This is a genomic window from Microcella alkaliphila, assembly GCF_002355395.1.
GTDB lineage: Bacteria > Actinomycetota > Actinomycetes > Actinomycetales > Microbacteriaceae > Microcella > Microcella alkaliphila_A.
The window spans coordinates 605,088-621,459 of sequence record NZ_AP017315.1 but is presented as its reverse complement, the minus strand read 5'-3'; the positions used below and the strand labels follow the sequence as shown (position 1 = coordinate 621,459).

14 protein-coding genes and 1 tRNA gene are annotated in these 16,372 nt (G+C 69.5%); 6 read left to right on the top strand and 9 right to left on the bottom strand.

Annotated elements, in window-relative coordinates; all coding sequences use genetic code 11:
* Positions 1 to 22 precede the first annotated feature (22 nt).
* Together CPY97_RS02975 and CPY97_RS02970 are read right to left on the bottom strand one after the other, a co-directional pair.
* Positions 23 to 928, bottom strand: coding sequence for a type II secretion system F family protein (locus CPY97_RS02975; protein WP_096420715.1), 906 nt, complete (start codon positions 926 to 928; stop codon positions 23 to 25).
* The gene (locus CPY97_RS02970; RefSeq protein ID WP_231924018.1) at positions 925 to 1,953 is read right to left on the bottom strand and encodes a CpaF family protein; all 1,029 of its coding nucleotides are present in this window, start codon (positions 1,951 to 1,953) and stop codon (positions 925 to 927) included. Before CPY97_RS02970 ends, CPY97_RS02975 begins: the two co-directional genes overlap by 4 nt.
* A gap of 416 nt (positions 1,954 to 2,369) precedes the next feature.
* Here CPY97_RS02970 and acs point away from each other — a divergent pair, with 416 nt between their 5' ends.
* A complete protein-coding gene (gene acs, locus CPY97_RS02965; RefSeq protein WP_096420711.1) occupies positions 2,370 to 4,322 on the top strand; it encodes an acetate--CoA ligase in 1,953 nt (650 codons plus the stop codon).
* A gap of 84 nt (positions 4,323 to 4,406) precedes the next feature.
* Here the strand turns inward: acs and CPY97_RS02960 are convergent, their stop codons facing one another.
* Both CPY97_RS02960 and CPY97_RS13540 read right to left on the bottom strand, forming a co-directional pair.
* On the bottom strand, positions 4,407 to 4,868 hold the full coding sequence (locus tag CPY97_RS02960) for a RidA family protein (RefSeq protein ID WP_096420709.1): 462 nt from the start codon (positions 4,866 to 4,868) through the stop codon (positions 4,407 to 4,409).
* Complete coding sequence (locus CPY97_RS13540; protein WP_173826855.1) at positions 4,868 to 5,032, bottom strand: hypothetical protein; 165 nt, start codon at positions 5,030 to 5,032, stop codon at positions 4,868 to 4,870. The genes CPY97_RS02960 and CPY97_RS13540 overlap by 1 nt, the downstream gene beginning before the upstream one ends.
* 75 nt (positions 5,033 to 5,107) lie before the next feature.
* Here CPY97_RS13540 and CPY97_RS02955 point away from each other — a divergent pair, with 75 nt between their 5' ends.
* From CPY97_RS02955 to CPY97_RS02945, 3 genes are all read left to right on the top strand, one after another.
* On the top strand, positions 5,108 to 7,747 hold the full coding sequence (locus CPY97_RS02955; RefSeq protein WP_161494046.1) for a transglycosylase domain-containing protein: 2,640 nt from the start codon (positions 5,108 to 5,110) through the stop codon (positions 7,745 to 7,747).
* The gene (locus CPY97_RS02950; protein WP_096420706.1) at positions 7,744 to 8,694 is read left to right on the top strand and encodes a metallophosphoesterase; all 951 of its coding nucleotides are present in this window, start codon (positions 7,744 to 7,746) and stop codon (positions 8,692 to 8,694) included. The genes CPY97_RS02955 and CPY97_RS02950 overlap by 4 nt, the downstream gene beginning before the upstream one ends.
* A 27-nt stretch (positions 8,695 to 8,721) precedes the next feature.
* Positions 8,722 to 8,795 (top strand) — tRNA-Pro (locus CPY97_RS02945).
* A gap of 61 nt (positions 8,796 to 8,856) precedes the next feature.
* Here CPY97_RS02945 and CPY97_RS02940 read toward each other — a convergent pair.
* The 4 genes from CPY97_RS02940 to CPY97_RS02925 are packed head-to-tail and all read right to left on the bottom strand — an operon-like array spanning position 8,857 to position 12,578.
* Positions 8,857 to 9,525 (bottom strand): thymidine kinase, encoded by a 669-nt coding sequence (locus CPY97_RS02940; RefSeq protein WP_096420705.1) that lies wholly within the window; start codon positions 9,523 to 9,525, stop codon positions 8,857 to 8,859.
* Complete coding sequence (locus CPY97_RS02935) at positions 9,525 to 10,187, bottom strand: response regulator transcription factor (RefSeq protein WP_096420704.1); 663 nt, start codon at positions 10,185 to 10,187, stop codon at positions 9,525 to 9,527. The genes CPY97_RS02940 and CPY97_RS02935 overlap by 1 nt, the downstream gene beginning before the upstream one ends.
* The gene (locus CPY97_RS02930; RefSeq protein ID WP_150129168.1) at positions 10,177 to 11,376 is read right to left on the bottom strand and encodes a hypothetical protein; all 1,200 of its coding nucleotides are present in this window, start codon (positions 11,374 to 11,376) and stop codon (positions 10,177 to 10,179) included. The genes CPY97_RS02935 and CPY97_RS02930 overlap by 11 nt, the downstream gene beginning before the upstream one ends.
* Positions 11,373 to 12,578, bottom strand: coding sequence for a sensor histidine kinase (locus tag CPY97_RS02925; protein WP_096420700.1), 1,206 nt, complete (start codon positions 12,576 to 12,578; stop codon positions 11,373 to 11,375). Before CPY97_RS02925 ends, CPY97_RS02930 begins: the two co-directional genes overlap by 4 nt.
* Positions 12,579 to 12,692: 114 nt before the next feature.
* Here CPY97_RS02925 and CPY97_RS02920 point away from each other — a divergent pair, with 114 nt between their 5' ends.
* Entirely contained in the window at positions 12,693 to 13,466 is a 774-nt protein-coding gene (locus tag CPY97_RS02920; protein WP_096420698.1) for a LamB/YcsF family protein, read from the top strand.
* Entirely contained in the window at positions 13,463 to 15,175 is a 1,713-nt protein-coding gene (locus CPY97_RS02915) for a 5-oxoprolinase/urea amidolyase family protein (protein WP_096420696.1), read from the top strand. Before CPY97_RS02920 ends, CPY97_RS02915 begins: the two co-directional genes overlap by 4 nt.
* A gap of 309 nt (positions 15,176 to 15,484) precedes the next feature.
* Here CPY97_RS02915 and CPY97_RS02910 read toward each other — a convergent pair whose 3' ends face one another.
* A complete protein-coding gene (locus CPY97_RS02910) occupies positions 15,485 to 16,372 on the bottom strand; it encodes a bifunctional methylenetetrahydrofolate dehydrogenase/methenyltetrahydrofolate cyclohydrolase (RefSeq protein WP_096420694.1) in 888 nt (295 codons plus the stop codon).

Genomic DNA, 16,372 nt, shown 5'->3' with positions numbered 1-16,372 from the left:
CGCCCATCCGGTTGCTGGCACGTCAGCCGGCGAGTGTGGAGGAGACGATGCCGAGCAGGATTGGCACGACGCCGATGAGCAAGAAGGCCGGCAAGATGCACGCACCAAGTGGCAGCATCAGGCGAACGCCGAGGCGTTCGGCCGTGCGCCGGGCCGCACCGCGCGCGGCCACCCGGGCCTCGCGGGCCTCCGCGCGGGCGAGCTCCCCCAGCGGTGCGCCCGAACCCCGCGACAGCGCGACCAACTCCGTCAACTCGGCTGTCTCGGTCGACGACGGTGCACAGTCGACCGCGGCGAGGTGGTCGAGCACGAGCTGCAGCGCCGCCTCCGGACCTCGCCCGCCCGCTGCCGCCACGGCGAGTAGCTCGTAGCCGAGCCCCGCCGTGGGGGCAGGCGGCTCGGCCGCCGCGAGCAGGCGGCTCGTCCATCGCCGACCCGCGTGCACGAGACCGAGCCCCGCGATCACGCTGATCAGGCCGATCGGGTTCAGCACTGTGGCCACGACATCGACCCCGATGACGAGTGCCAGCAGTACGCCCGCAGCGGGCAACCACAAGACCAGGCGCGCGGTGGCCCGTGGCGCAGCGAGGGCGACGGCAATCTCGCGGCGCGCGTCGGCCCGGTCGCGCAGGGCGTCGGCGATCGAGCGCAACACGGCCGAGAGCGGCGCCCCCGCGGTGGCGGCGATCCGCCACGCCGCGGTCAGCGCGCGCCACTCGACCGGCGGGTCGGGCGAGGCAGCCGCCATCGCGTCGGCGGGGTCACGGACGAGCGCGGGATGCTCGGCCACCGCCGCGACGAGGGGATGCGCGCGCTCCCGTCCTGCCGCCGCGAGGTGCCGCCACGCCGACGCCGGAGCGAGGCCGGCGCTCAGCAGCACCGCGAGCCGGTGGATGAGGCGAGGAAGCGACTCGTCCGCCGCCGTCACGGCGGCGCCGGGGCGTCGGGGGCGACCGCCTCGGGGGCGAGCGGGTCGATACGCAAGCGCTCGCGAGCATCAAGCGACGGCCGTCCGAAGGCGATTGAGCGTGCACCGGCGGGATCGCGCGCCAGGTGCGCCACCAGGTCGATTCCGCTGACGGCCTGGCGGGCGAGGGCTGCGGGCGCGAGCCCGGCGAGCATGCCGACCGCCTCGAGCCGCGCAGCCACATCACCGAGGCTGTTGGCGTGCAGGGTTCCGGCACCACCTCGATGCCCGGTGTTCAGGGCCGCCAGGAACTCGCGCACCTCGGCCCCGCGACACTCGCCGACGACGAGCCGGTCGGGGCGCATCCGCAGCGCCTCGCGAACGAGGCGTGCGAGATCCACTCCCCCCGCACCCTCGAGATTCGGCTGGCGCGTCTCCAGCGATACGACGTGGGGGTGTCGGATGCGCGCCTCCGCGACGTCTTCGAGCACGACGATGCGGTCGCGCGGCTCAGCCCCCGACAGCCAGGCCGACAGCAATGTTGTCTTGCCGCTGCCGGTTGCTCCCGTGACGAGCAGGGTGAGGCGGGCCGTCAACGCCCGCCCGAGAGCCGCGGTCGCCGGAGACGGCAGGCCGAGCTCGGTGACGCTCGGCGGCATCGGTCGAGGCAGCCGCAGCGACAGCAACGCTCCCCCGGTGCTGACGGGTGGCAGCACGCCGTGCACACGCACGCCCTCACCGAGGCGCACGTCGCAACAGGGGGCCGCTTCGTCAATGTGGCGACCCCCGAGGGCGATGAGGTGCACGACGAGGGCACGCGCCTCGTCGGCAGACAGGGTGAGGCCGTCGATCGGCTCGGTTCCCGCGCCGGCGTCGGCGTGCACCCGCCCCTCAGCGGTGATGAAGAGATCGGTGAGGCGGCCGTCGGTGGCGAGCGGAGCGAGCGGCCCCAGCGCCTCGAGCACGTCTGGCGCCACCTCGCGGTGGGAGCCCGCGTCGGCACGCGCCACGGGAAGGAAGGGGGTGGAGGGCGTGGAGGCGGGCACCGGGCGAGTGTGCGCGAATGCGCCACGAGCATCCCGCATCGACCGATCAGCCGGGGACGACGAAGCGGCGGCCCCTCCGTGGGGAGGAGCCGCCGCTGTACGTCAGGGGCGGCGCCCACTTGGGGGGATTTGGACGCCGCCACAGCGACACGAGATTGGGGGGAATCGTTCGCGCCGCGAGGTCAGTTTTGCTGCTGACTACGTTCAGTGTACGCCAGGAAGGCTCACGGTCAAGACAATTTTGACCCCCATTTCGTCCCCCCAAGTGCGGACACCCGAATGGGGGACACGCGTTGCCTGTGACGCACCACGACACGGAAGATCGCGAACCCCGGCGCGAGGCCCTACGATGGCGTCTGTTCACTCGCACCGTCGCGGCAGACCAGGCCAGTCCGCACATCGACGAAAGTAGATGTATGTCCTCGACATCGATCGACAGCCTCCTGCACGAAAACCGCCGGTTCGCCCCCGAACCCGCGTTTACCGCCCAGGCGAACGCCACGGCCGAGCTCTACGAGGAAGCGAAGGCCGACCGTCTGCGCTTCTGGGCCCGCCAGGCCAGCGAGCTGCTGAGCTGGCACACGCCATTCACGAAGACCCTCGACTGGTCGAACCCACCGTTCGCCCGCTGGTTCCACGACGGCCGCATCAACGTCGCGTACAACTGCCTCGACCGCCACGTCGAGGCGGGCAACGGCGATCGCGTCGCCTTCTACTTCGAGGGCGAGCCCGGTGACTCGCGCGCCATCACGTACGCCGAGCTCACCGCCGAGGTGAAGAAGGCGGCGAACGTACTCGCAGGTCTCGGCATCAGTCAGGGCGACCGTGTGGCGCTCTACATGCCGATGATCCCCGAAGCGGTCATCGCCATGCTCGCGATCGCCCGCCTCGGCGCGATTCACTCCGTCGTTTTCGGCGGGTTTGCGGCCGAAAGCCTGCGCGCGCGCATCGACGACGCCGAGGCGAAGCTTGTCATCACCGCAGACGGCGGCTACCGCAAGGGCAAGGTCTTCAACCTCAAGAACGCCGTGGATGCTGCGCTCGCCTCGGGCGCGGAATCGATCCAGAACGTGCTGGTCGTCCGCCGCGGCGAGAACGACATCGACTGGAGCGAAGGCCGCGACCTGTGGTGGCACGAGCTCATGGCCGAGGCGGACCCCGAGCACGAAGCGGAAGGCTTCGAGGCCGAGAATCCGCTGTTCATCCTTTACACGAGCGGCACCACGGGGAAGCCGAAGGGGATTCTGCACACCTCGGGCGGGTACCTGACGCAGGCGGCGTTCACCCACAAGAACGTCTTCGACCTGAAGCCCGAGAGCGACGTCTACTGGTGCACGGCCGACGTCGGCTGGATCACCGGGCACAGTTACGTGGTCTACGGCCCGCTGGCGAACGGCGCCACCCAGGTCATTTACGAGGGGACCCCCGACACCCCGCACCCGGGTCGCTGGTGGGAGATCATCGAGAAGTACGGTGTCACGCTGTTCTACACGGCGCCGACCGCGATCCGCTCGTTCATGAAGATCGGCCGCGAGGTGCCCAACCAGTACAACCTCGCCACCTTGCGGGTGCTCGGCAGCGTCGGCGAACCCATCAACCCCGAGGCGTGGGTTTGGTATCGCCAGGTCATCGGCGGCGGCCGCACCCCCATCGTCGACACGTGGTGGCAGACCGAGACCGGCGCGATGATGATCAGCGCGCTGCCCGGCGTGACGACCGCCAAGCCCGGCTCGGCGCAGGTGCCGCTTCCCGGCATCAGCGTGGACGTGCTCGACGAGCAGGGTATGCATGTGGGCAAGGAGGCGGGGGGTCTGCTCGTCATCACCGAGCCCTGGCCGAGCATGCTGCGCGGCATCTGGGGCGACGATCAGCGCTTCGTCGACACCTACTGGTCGGCGTTCGAGGGCAAGTACTTCGCCGGCGACGGCGCACACCTCGACGAGGACGGCGACGTCTGGCTGCTTGGCCGGGTCGACGATGTCATGAACGTCTCGGGCCACCGCCTGTCGACGATGGAGATCGAGTCGGCACTCGTCGCCCACGAGCTGGTCGCCGAAGCCGCCGTCGTCGGCGCCAACGACGAGACCACCGGCCAGGCGGTCGTCGCCTTCGTCATCCTGCGCCAGCGCATGGTCGGCACCGTGAGCGACGAGGAAGCGGAGGCGCAGCTGCGAGCGCACGTCGCCGAGCAGATCGGCGCCATCGCACGCCCCCGCAAAGTGTTCGTCGTCGCCGAGCTGCCGAAGACCCGCTCAGGCAAGATCATGCGGCGACTCCTTCGCGACATCGCCGAAGGTCGCGAGGTCGGCGACACCACGACACTGACCGACACGAACGTCGTCGCGTCGATCAGCGCCTCCTTCCGGTAGCGAGGCGCGGCTTCAGACGACACCGGGGCCGGGCATCCGAATCATGGATGCCCGGCCCCGGTGTCGTGTACGGCCCGCGTTTGGCTACGCGAACTCGACGACCAGCTCGACCTCGACGGGGGCGTCGAGCGGCAGCACCGCAACGCCCACAGCGCTGCGGGAGTGCACGCCGATGTCGCCGAAGATGTCGCCGAGCAGCGTGCTTGCGCCGTTGAGCACGGCGGGCTGGCCCGAGAAACTCGGGTCTGAGGCGACGAACCCCGTGACCTTCACGATGCGGGTCACGCGGTCGAGCGAGCCGATCACGCTCTTCACCGCCGCCAGCGCGTTCAAGACGGCGGTGCCGGCGAGCTCGGCAGCGCGCTCAGCGCCGACCTCGGCACCCACCTTGCCCGTGGCCGGCAGGCTGCCGTCCACGAACGGGAGCTGGCCGGCGGTAAACACCAGCTGACCCGACACGGTCGCCGGAACGTAGGCGGCGACCGGGGCGGCCACCTCGGGGATGGTGATTCCGAGCTCGGCGAGGCGAGCATCCAGAGCGCTCATCAGGCGGCGTCGCCCGCGACCGGGCGCTTGAAGTAGGCGACGAGGCCCCCCTCGGGGCCGGTCACGATCTGTACCAGTTCCCAGCCCTCGGAGCCCCACGTGTTCAGGATCGCCGTGGTGTTGTGGATCATCAGGGGCGTGGTGATGTACTCCCAGCGCGTCATCAGCGGCCTTTCGAATTGTCAAAGATGGGTCACGTTCAGAGACGTCATAGGCACCTCTGCCGTAGCCTTGAGTCTATGTCTGCCCAGAATTCTTCGCCCGCCGGCGCACTGGGGGCGTTCGCCGGCATGATCGGCCTGAGCGCCATCATCGGCTTGCTCACCACGATCATGGTGACCCCCGCCATCGCGGTCACCGGTATGGCGGCCAACAACACCATCGGTATTTTCGACAGCCTGCCCGAGTACATTCGCATCGATCCCCTGTCGCAGCGCAACGAACTGTACGCGCAGGTCAGCAACGATCCGGAAGACGGCTACGTCAAGATCGCCGACGTCTTCAGTGAGAACCGTGAAGAGGTCGACTACGACCAGATCGCCGAGACGGTCATCCAGGCCACGCTGGCGGCCGAAGACCGCCGCTTCTACACCCACGGCGGCATCGACCCGCAAGGAATTGTGCGCGCGGCCCTCGGCAACTTCGCCGCGGGCGACATCACGGGCGGTGGGTCGACGCTCACCCAGCAGCTCGTGAAGAACATCTTCATCAACCAGGCGATTCAGCAGTTCCCGCCGGGCGAAGAGCGCAACGAAGCCGTGCGTGCGGCGCAAGAGACGACGCTGGAGCGCAAGCTGAACGAGGCGAAGCTCGCGATCGGCCTCGAAAAGCAATACACCAAAGACGAGATCATGCTCGCCTACCTCAATATCGCCGGTTTCGGGGGCAACACCTACGGCATCGAGGCCGCCGCGCAGCTGTACTTCGGCATCACCGCCGCCGAGCTCAACGTCGCGCAAGCGGCAAGCCTGATCGCGATTGTGCAACAACCAAGCGCGCGTTCACTACTGAGTGAAGAAAATTACCAGCGCAACCAGGATCGCCGAGACTTCATCATTCGCGGCATGTACGACGAAGGTTTCATCAGCGCTGCCGAACGTGACGAGGCGCTCAACACGCCGGTCGACGCCGAGTTCGTCACCCTGTCAACCCCGCGCTCTGGCTGCATCGCAGCCGACGAGTATGCCCGGCACATGTGTGACTACATCGTCAACCTGATTCCCGAGCTCGAGTCGCTCGGGGCGACGCCCGAGGAGCGCGAGACCGCGTGGCGTCAGGGCGGGTACGAGCTGTACACGACGCTCGACATGTCGCTTCAGCGCGTGGCTCAAGACACGGTGTGGAGCGTTGTACCGGCCGATGCCGTGGGTGAAACCGGCAACGGCATCCCCTATGACATCGGTGGCGCCAGCGTCTCAGTCGAAGCGAACACGGGGCGCATCTTGACGATGGCGCAGAACAAGCGGTTCGACAACAGTCTCGAAGGCGGGGGCGTGACGACCAGCGCCGTGAACTTCAACACCGACTTCCCGTACGGCGGCTCCCGCGGCTTCCAGACCGGATCGACCTACAAGATTTTCGCTCTCGTCGAATGGCTGGAATCAGGTCGAGGCCTCCAAGAGTTCATCGACGGGTCGCGCAGTCGCTTCGAGCCGGCCACCTTCACCGACTCGTGCAATGGCCCGTGGAGTGGCGAGGTCTGGGAGCCGCGCAACTTCGCCGGCGCTGGCGGCGGCGTGATGAGCGTGCTGCAGGCGACGGTCAACTCGGTCAACACGTCGTTTGCCGCGATTGCCCAGCAACTCGACCTCTGCGCCATCGGCGAGACGGCTCAGCGTCTGGGCGTGCAGAGGGCTGACGGCGGACCCCTGCAGACCAACCCGTCGGCGGTGCTCGGCACGAACGAGATTTCGCCGCTCAGCATGGCTGCAGCGTTCGGCGCGATCCAGAACGGCGGCTGGTACTGCGAGCCGATCGCCGTCGACAAACTCATTGACCGCAATGGAACGGAGTTACCCGGCCAGGTGCCGGATTGCCGACAGGCCATCGATTCCGACGTCGCCGCCGCAACCACCTTCGCGATGCGCGAGGTTGTGACGCGCGGAACCGGTCGGCTCTCAAACCCCGGGGGCGACGTGCCCGTCGTCGGCAAAACGGGGACCAGCGACAACGCCCGCCACACCTGGATGGTCGGCGGCTCGACCCGCATCGGCACAGCCTCATGGGTGGGCAACATCACCGGCGAGTTCGTCGTGAGCAACCTGCCGAACGGCACAAACCTCCGGCACGAGATCTTCCGCCCGATCATGGGGGCGGCGAACGCCGCCTACGGCGGGGACCCGATCCCCGAGGTTCCCGACCGCCTGCTGCGCGGTCAGGGCGTGAATGTGCCCAACGTGAATGGCCAAAACCCCGACACTGCACGGAGCATCATCGAAGGCCTCGGCTTCCGATTCGCGATCAGCGAGACACGCGCCGACTCGTCAGTGCCCGAAGGTCTCATCGCCAACCAGAACCCGGCGCCGGGCATCTTCCTGAGTCTCGGAAGCACCGTGACTGTCCAGCTCAGCGCGGGCAACCAGGCCGTCGTACCCGATGTTGTCAGTCCGGGCTACACCCTGGAAGAGGCACGAGCCGTACTGGAGGGTGCCGGATTCGGCAACATCAGCGTTCGCTGCGAGACAATTCGACGCGAGCCCGGCCCGCCGCCTCGTGAAGACGAGGGCGACGACGAGGGCGAGGAGATCATCGAAGATCCGGTTGACCCAAGACCCTCGCCCGGCAACAACATTGTGATCGACCAGAGCGTCGCTGCCGGAGATACTGTGAACCGCAACACGCCCGTGCGCCTGACGGTGCAACGAGACAGTTGCCGATGAGCGCACCGGCGAAGGCGGCGGCCGCCGTAACCCTCGGGGTTGCGGCGGCCGCCGCCGTCTACGCCACCGCGATTGAGCGCCGCGCCTACCGCGTGCGCACCGAAATCGTGCCCGTGCTATCGCCCGGCGCCGACCCGATTCGGGTCCTTCACCTCAGCGACCTTCACCTGGCGCCGTGGCAGCGCGATCGAATCGAGTGGGTTCGCGGCCTCACCTCCCTCAAGCCCGACCTCATCGTCTCCACGGGCGACCTGCTCGGGCACACCGAGGCACTCCCCGCCCTGACCGAGGCGCTGATGCCGTTCGACGGCGTGCCGGGAGCGTTCGTGCACGGGTCGAACGACTACTTCGCGCCCACCTTCAAGAACCCGCTGCGCTACCTACTCGGGCCCTCAAGGGGGGACGCCGACGACGTTGAGCGCCTCGATGTCGACGCGCTCGAACGCCTGCTCGGCGAGCGGCTCGGCTGGCACGGGCTCAACAACGATGTCGGCCAGCTCACCATCAACGGGTCGATCCTCGACCTCGTCGGCGTCAACGACGCCCACCGCGGATGGGATCGCCTCGACGTCGTGCCGTCACTGCTCGACGAACTGCGTGAACAGGACGACGACGACACTGACGACCCCGCTGTCACGATCGGCGTCACGCACGCCCCCTACCGGCGCGTGCTCGACACGTTCACCACCCAGGGTGCCGACCTGATCTTCGCGGGCCACACCCACGGCGGGCAGGTATGCCTGCCGGGCGGGCGCGCCCTCGTCACCAACTGTGACATTCCCCCTGAGCAAGCCCGGGGCCTCAGCCTCTGGTATCACGCACACCGCGCCGCCTACCTCAACGTCTCAGCCGGCCTCGGCCATTCGATCTACGCTCCCGTGCGCTTCGCCTGCCCGCCCGAGGCCGTGCTCGTGACACTCGTCGGCGACGACATCGGGTACGCTTGACGCGTGCGGTTTAGCCGCAGACCTCCACGGGGTATGGCGCAGCTTGGTAGCGCGCGTCGTTCGGGACGACGAGGTCGCAGGTTCAAATCCTGTTACCCCGACGGAGTCCTCATTGAGGACAAAGAAAACCCTTGAGCCTTCCGGTTCGAGGGTTTTCGCGTCTCAGCTGAAGTCAGGGTCGGGGCCGAGCGCGTCGGGGTCCAGCTCGACCGGCGCGCGTCTGCCCGAGGCGAGCGTGTCGCCCGACTCGTCGAGGTAGCACGATCCACACAGCGACTCGTATGCGACGTCGACGCCGTCGATGGCGACCTGATCCCCCGCGAAGATGAACCGACCATCCACCGTTCTGCCGTTGAAGATGGCTTTGCGTCCGCACCGGCAGATCGTCTTCAACTCTTCGAGCGAGTGGGCGATCTCGAGCAGGCGCCGACTTCCCGGGAAGGCCACCGTCTGAAAATCGGTGCGGATGCCGTAGGCGAGCACCGGAATGTTCTCGCGGATGGCGATGCGCAGCAGGTCATCCACCTGCTCGGGAGTCAGGAACTGCGACTCGTCAACGAGCAGGCAGGAGACGTCGCGACCCTCGTCGCGCAGCACGGCAGCGCGTTGTCGCTGAAAGACCGTGTAGACGTCGTCGGCGAGGTCGACCGTGAAGTCGACCGGACGGGTCACGCCGAGGCGCGACACGACCGTCTGGTCGCCCTTCGTGTCGATGCGTGGTTTCGCGAGCAGCACCCGCTGGCCGCGCTCTTCGTAGTTGTAGGCCGCCTGCAGCAGTGCCGTCGACTTGCCGCTGTTCATCGCCCCGTACCGGAAGTACAGCTTCGCCATTACTGGAGGTATCCGTCCTCGGCGGCTCGCCGGATCAGTTCAGACTTCGTCGACGCAGGTCGCCCCGCGCGCGCGTACTTGTCGCGCACTCGGCGCAGGTAGGTCTTCGCCGTCTCGTACTGCACGTTCATGCGGGTGGCGACCTCATTGGTCGACAGGCCGCTCGCGTACAGGGCAAGCGCCTCGCCCTCGCTCTGCGAAAGCTTGGGGCGAGCGTGGCGTGTGGCGCCCGACGGCAGCGGCCGCCAATCGCGGGGCTGCTCGGGCGACGACTCGAGGCCCATCACCCGACGCGCCGTCTCCATCACCTCGCCGAGCGGCATCGTCTTCGTGAGGAACGCGGAAGCGCCGGCATCGAACGCCCGCTGGCGCGACTCATCCGTGTCGAGGCTCGTCAAGACGATCACCTTCGCGCCGGCAGCACGACAGGTGCGCACGCGCGCCTCGATCGACACCGGCTCCTGCAGCTGGAAGTCAAGCAGCACCAGGTCGGTCGGGAACTGCTCGCTCTGCACGAGCTCGAACCAGGTGGGCGCGGTCAGCACGAGATCGAAGTCGGGTGCGTTCGCGCTGATCCACGACGAAAGACTGTCGAGCAGCAGCTCGTGGTCGTCGAGGATAGCCAGGCGCACGCGAGCGTGCGGGAACGCCCTAGTGTCCATACTCAAACTCTAGAACGAGGGCGCCGTCGCGCTCGACCGCAACGCAGCGGCGCGCCAGACCGCGCACCGCGGCGATGAGCGGCGCAAGGTCGTCGCGAACCTCCTCCGCGGGCCGCTCGCTGAGGGCGGTGATCCGCACGCTGAGGCCGCGTCCAGCCGCAGGCGGCGCAATCGCGAGGTCGATGCGAACGGTGCCCACCGCATCCATGACGGCAGAGAGCATGGCGCGGATGAGCGTGCGCTCTTCGAGCGTTCCGGCGCGGCCCGCGTCGGCCGGGTCCTCGATCGTGACGGTGGGCGCCAACTCGGGTCGTCGAGCGATCAGTTCGTCGACGAGTTCGCGTGACCAGCTGCGCTGCACGGCATCGACGAGGGTGCGACGGATGCTCGCGGCGCGTTCCGCCGCTTCGTCGCGATCGGCGGTCGTCACCTCGCCGCGCTCGACCACACGATCGAGCACGGGCATCGCGTCACGGCCCGCGCGACTGATCTGCTGCTGACGGACCGAGCGGGCGACGCCGCCACGTGCCTCCCGTGCGAAGGACTCTGCACGGCGCCAGGCCCGCTTCTCCCACGACAGGACGGAGCCGTTCATCGACCGGGCGTAGCCGACAGCCGCCGAGCCGATGATGAGGATGACGACCGAGCCGGAGATCGCGAACAGAGGTGCGGGCAACGGCGTCTGTGCGAACGGTGACTCCAGGAGCCCCAGGACGGCCGCGACGCCGGTGTGTACGCCCGTCCAGATCGCCAACTCGGCCGGCGACCGGTACGAGGTGAGGGCGAACAGGGTGAGGGCGACGACGAGCGGTGCCCAGTCGTCGCGGACGGCAACGTTGCCACCCCACGTCGCGAGAGCGGCGCTGATCATGAGGAGGACCAGGAGGCCCTGCAAGACGAGAGCGGACGCGCGCGACCACCCCGGCCGGCTCAGCCGGGTGCGGTCGACGAGAAAGACCATCGCGGCCACGAGAATCACAAACGTCGCCACCAGGAAGGGAAACGACGTCACCTGCTCGGCCTTCGTGACCGAGTCGAGTATTGCGAGCACCACCATCGACACCGCTATGACAACCGTCAGCGGGCGAGCCGCAGCGGCTGACAGTGGATCGACGCTCTCCATGCGCATCCGCCACGGGTGCGGGCGAGTGGCCAGAGGGCCGATCACGGTGGTCGGGGTGGCAGTCACGGGGCACCGTCCCCCGACGCGACGACGGGTGCGGGCCTCGTGGCGGGCACCCGGAGGGCGACCGTCGTTCCGCTTCCCTCGCGCGACCACACCTGGGCCTCGCCGCCGATCGCCTCCATGCGAGCCAGGATGCTCATGCCGACACCCAGACGACCATCCCCTCCCGGCGATGGCTCGAACCCGCAGCCTGCATCGACGATCATCGCCGACACGTCCTCGTGACCCGCGCCGATCACCACCTCTGCCTCGGCGACCCCGGCGTGGCGGCGGACGTTGACGAGCGCCTGGCCGATGGCGCGCAGGAACTCCGCACGCGCATCCCTTTCGATGCGATCGAGCACGGCGAGGTCGCCCGAGACGGCGACCGCGAGTTCGCCCGCGGTGGCGTCAGCGAGCATCCGGGCGAAGTCGGCGGCCTCGACGGGCGTGTCGTCGGGATCCTCGGCGAGCCAGTCCTCGCCCACGAGCGTCGCGAGGTCGGCAGAGATCGACTCGGCCACGCCGGGCCGGAGCGGGCCTTCGTCGTGCTGCGCGATCAGGGCGAGGTCGTTCAGCACGGTGTCGTGCACGAGCGCGGTCGCACGGCGTTCGAAACCGCGTCGGGTTTCCGCCAACATCTCGTCGCGCACCGCCCGATACAGCAGGGGAAGCGCCGTGCGCGCGCGAAGGCGCTGCAGGCGAAGCGAGGCGAGGCCTGCAACGAGGAACGCCCAGAGGATGATCGGCCCCGGCGCCGGAGTCCAGTTCGCATCGAGTGCGACGATGACCACGGCCGACGACACCTCGGCGACGAGGAGGCCCGCGGTGGTCCACGCCACGGCGCGCAGGATTCCCGGCCCGACACCGACGATCAAGATCACCGCCGACTTCACCAGCCCCACCATGAAGTCGTCGGTGCGGGGCACCGTGCCGAGCTGAGCAGTGCCGATGACCGTGAACCAAGCAATGCAGGTGCCCCCGACGAAGAGGTAGCCCGCGCCAATGAACGCCGACGGGCTGCGATCGAGAAGAACGAGTAAGCCGATCATGGGCGCGAGCATGATAAGGGCCGGCCACACGGTGATCTCGGGCAACGTGATCTGCAGGGTCACGACGACGGCAGCCGCGGCCACAAGACAGGCGGCCGCGGCGGCGTGCCCGGCGCGCACAACGGCGAGCGACGCGGTCGAGCTCGCGAGGTGCGGAGGCAACCCGAGGGGCACACGGGCTCCTTCCGTCGGGGTGGGGTTCGCCTGTTTTCGGGGTGGCGGTCGCCTGATTATCGCCCGCGACACCGACGCTCGCCATCCCCCGAGCGGGCCACGTAGGCTCGCAGCATGCCCGCGATCGACCTGAACAGCGACCTCGGCGAGGGCTGGGCCGGCATCGCGGTCGCCGACGATGACGCGATGCTGCAGCTCGTGACGAGCGCGAACCTCGCCTGCGGCGGGCACGCCGGCGACGCGGATGCGCGGAGGAACGCCGTGCGCGCGGCCGTTGACGCTGGCGTGGTCATCGGCGCGCACCCGTCCTACGTCGACCGGGAGGGCTTCGGGCGTCGCGCGATGGATGTTCCCGGGCCCGTGCTGGAACGGCAGATTCGCGAGCAGCTCGAGGCGCTGCTCGACACGTGTGACGGGATTCCGGGTGCCGTCGTGCGCTATCTCAAGCCGCACGGAGCGCTCTACTCGCGCATCCTCGCCGACGCCGACCAGGCCGACGCCGTCGCCCGGGTGGCCGCCGAGTTCGAGCTTCCCGTGCTCGCCCTCGCCGGGGTGCCGGGGTCGGCGATTCAGCGCGCGTGCGACCGCCGCTTCGTCGACATCGTTGGTGAAGCCTTCGCCGATCGGGCATATGCCTCCGACGGCACGCTTGTTGCGCGCGGTACCTTCGGAGCCGTTCTGGATGACGCCGACGCCGTGCGGGCGCGGGCTGTGCGCCTCGCCACCGAGCACCTCATCGACACGATCGACGGCGGCACGCTGCACCTCGACGCGCAGAGCCTCTGCGTGCACGGCGACACGCGTGACGCCGTCGCGCTCGCCCAGGGCGTTAGGGCGGGACTCGACGATGCGGGAGTCGACGTGCGACCGTTCCTCTCCCCCTCATGAGATTGCTGTCGTACGGCGACCGCGCTCTGCTGGTCGAGTGCGATGACCTCGCCGGCGCGAGGCGGGCATACCGGACCCTTACTGCCCGACGCTTTGGTGGCGTCACCGAACTCGTACCGGGCGGCCGCACCGTCCTCGTCCGGGCCGACACCCGGGTGACGGGGCTGACACACCTCGCCCACTGGGTGCGGAGCGTGCTGGACGGGACAGACGAACCCGATTCATCGCGTGGTGAGGGGGCGCGCTGTGTCGCGCCTGGAGGCGACGCGCCGGGCGGGGCTGTGGTGAGCATCCCGGTTGTCTACGACGGCGAGGATCTCGCGGACGTCGCCTCAGCGTGGGGGTGCAGTGTCGACGAGGTCGTGGCGCGGCACGCCGCAACCGAGTGGGTGTGCGCGTTCGTGGGGTTCGCACCCGGGTTTCCGTATCTCGTGCCCGCTGGCGCGGACGGCAGGCCCAAGGCACTTCCACCCGTGCCACGACGGGCGACCTCGCGGCAGCGGGTTCCGGCGGGCGCTGTCGCGCTCGCTGCCGAGTATTGCGGCGTGTACCCACGCGAGTCTCCCGGAGGCTGGCAACTGATCGGCCGCACTGATGCCGTGCTGTGGGATGCGCGGCGCGAGCCGCCCGCACTCGTCACGGCGGGCACGCGCGTGCGGTTCGAGCCGGTACGGGCGGTCGTGCGTGACGTTTCTCAGGAGTCGAGCGACACGAGGGCAGGAAGTACGGGAGTCGGTGGCCGCGCAGATGGCCGAACTCCTGAGAAACGTCACGGGCACGCGTCAGAGGTGGAGCGGACCGACGGGAAAGAGCGAGACGAGGGGGCCGCTGTGCTGCGGGTGCTCGAGCCCGGCGCACTCACGCTTGTGCAAGACCTGGGTCGCCCCGGCCTCGCCGCGATCGGCGTCGGCGCGAGCGGCGCCTTCGACCGCGCCGCGCACCGGCTCGCCAATCGTCTCGTCGGCAACGACGAGTGCGCGGCGGGCCTCGAGATCCTGCTGGGCGGCGCCGCGCTCGCACTCCCCGCCGGCGCGTGGATCGCGGTCACCGGCGCCGACGGCCCGGTCACACTCGACGAGGCGCCCGTCGCCCACGCCCACCCCGTGCGAGCCGAACGCGATGGTGCGGTGCTGCGCATCGGGCCGGCGGCACGCGGGGTGCGCTCCTACGTCGCGGTGCGCGGCGGCATCGCCGTGGAGTCCGTGCTTGGTTCACGCTCGCGGGACACCCTCGCCGCCCTGGGCCCCGATCCCGTCTCCGCGGGCGACGAGCTCATCGTCGGTGGCGCAGTCACCGGCCCGGTGCCCGCCGTCGACCTCGTGCCGGTGGACGCGTCGGGCATTGACCACGCAGAACTTGACGTGCGTCCTGGCCCCCGGCTCGACTGGTTCACCCGCGACTCCTGGCATCGCATGCTCGAGACGGAATGGACGGTGTCGGTGCGTGCCGATCGCACGGGCGTGCGCCTCGACGGGCCCACGCTCGACCGTGTGCCCGCCGTCGTCGACCGCGAGTTGGCCAGCGAGGGCATGACCGCGGGAGCCATTCAAGTCAGCCCGGACGGCGTCCCCACGATTCTCGGCCCCGACCACCCGGTGACGGGCGGCTATCCGGTCATCGCGGTCGTCACCGACGACACGCTCGACCGGCTCGCGCAGCTGCGCCCCGGCACGCACGTGCGGCTGCGGCTCGCCACCGGGCGCCCCTGACCCATTACAGCCGCCGGGCGAAGCCCCGGGCTCTGGGTGCGACTGCGTCATCTCTTCATAGCGAGAGGCAGGATGGCGTGTCCCCGGCCACGGGAGTCACAAGGCCGCCTGACTCTGCGTCGGGTCGCGTCGTCCCGGAGTTTCCTAGCGCGGGCGGCGTGTCGCGATCGACACGCCGGCACACCGCTGCCCGCTCCGGGGCAAGACGACGCTCTGCGCGTCAGACGCAGCGCAACCAGCCGCGGTAGCGAGCTACGGCGGGCGCGCGCCACCCCAGAGGCAGGCTGGTGTGCTGGCGCGCGCCGGCACTCAGGCTGGCTGGTGCTGTCGCTCGGCCGTCTCGACGACGTTGGCGAGCAGCAGAGCGCGGGTCATCGGCCCGACCCCGCCGGGGTTCGGCGACACCCACGCGGCGACCTCGCGCACGTCGTCGGCGACGTCGCCCGCGATGCGCGACTTTCCGGTCTCGGGGTCGGTGACCCGCGACACCCCGACGTCGAGCACGATCGCTCCTGGCTTCACGTCGGCGGCCGACACGATGCCCGGCACGCCGGCCGCGGCGACGATCACGTCGGCCCGGCGCAGGTGAGAACCGAGCTCGCGCGTACCCGTGTGGGTCAGCGTGACGGTGGCATTCACGGCGCGACGCGTCAACAGCGAGCCGATCGGACGGCCGACCGTCACGCCGCGCCCGATCACGACGACGTCGAGGCCGTCCCACGAGATGCCGTGGCGCTCCACCAGTTCGATGACGCCGCGCGGCGTGCACGGCAGGGGCGTGTCGATGTCGCGCGCCGCGCGCAGCATGAGCCGCCCGAGGTTCGTCGGGTGCAGCCCGTCGGCATCTTTCGCGGGGTCGACGCGCTCGAGGATCGCGTCGGTGTCGATGTGCTTCGGCAGCGGCAGCTGCACGATGTAGCCGGTGACGGCCGGGTCGGCGTTGAGCTCGTCGAGCACCGCCTCCAGCTCCGCCTGGGTCGTCGACTCGGGGAGGTCACGCCGGATCGAAGCAATGCCGACCTCGGCGCAGTCGCGGTGCTTGCCCGCGACATACCACTGCGATCCGGGGTCGTCGCCGACGAGCACGGTCGCGAGCCCGGGCACGACGCCGCGTTCGGCGAGGGCCGCGACGCGCGAACGCAGCTCGGCCTTGATCGTCGCCGCGGTCGCCGACCCGTCGAGGATCTGCGCCGTCAC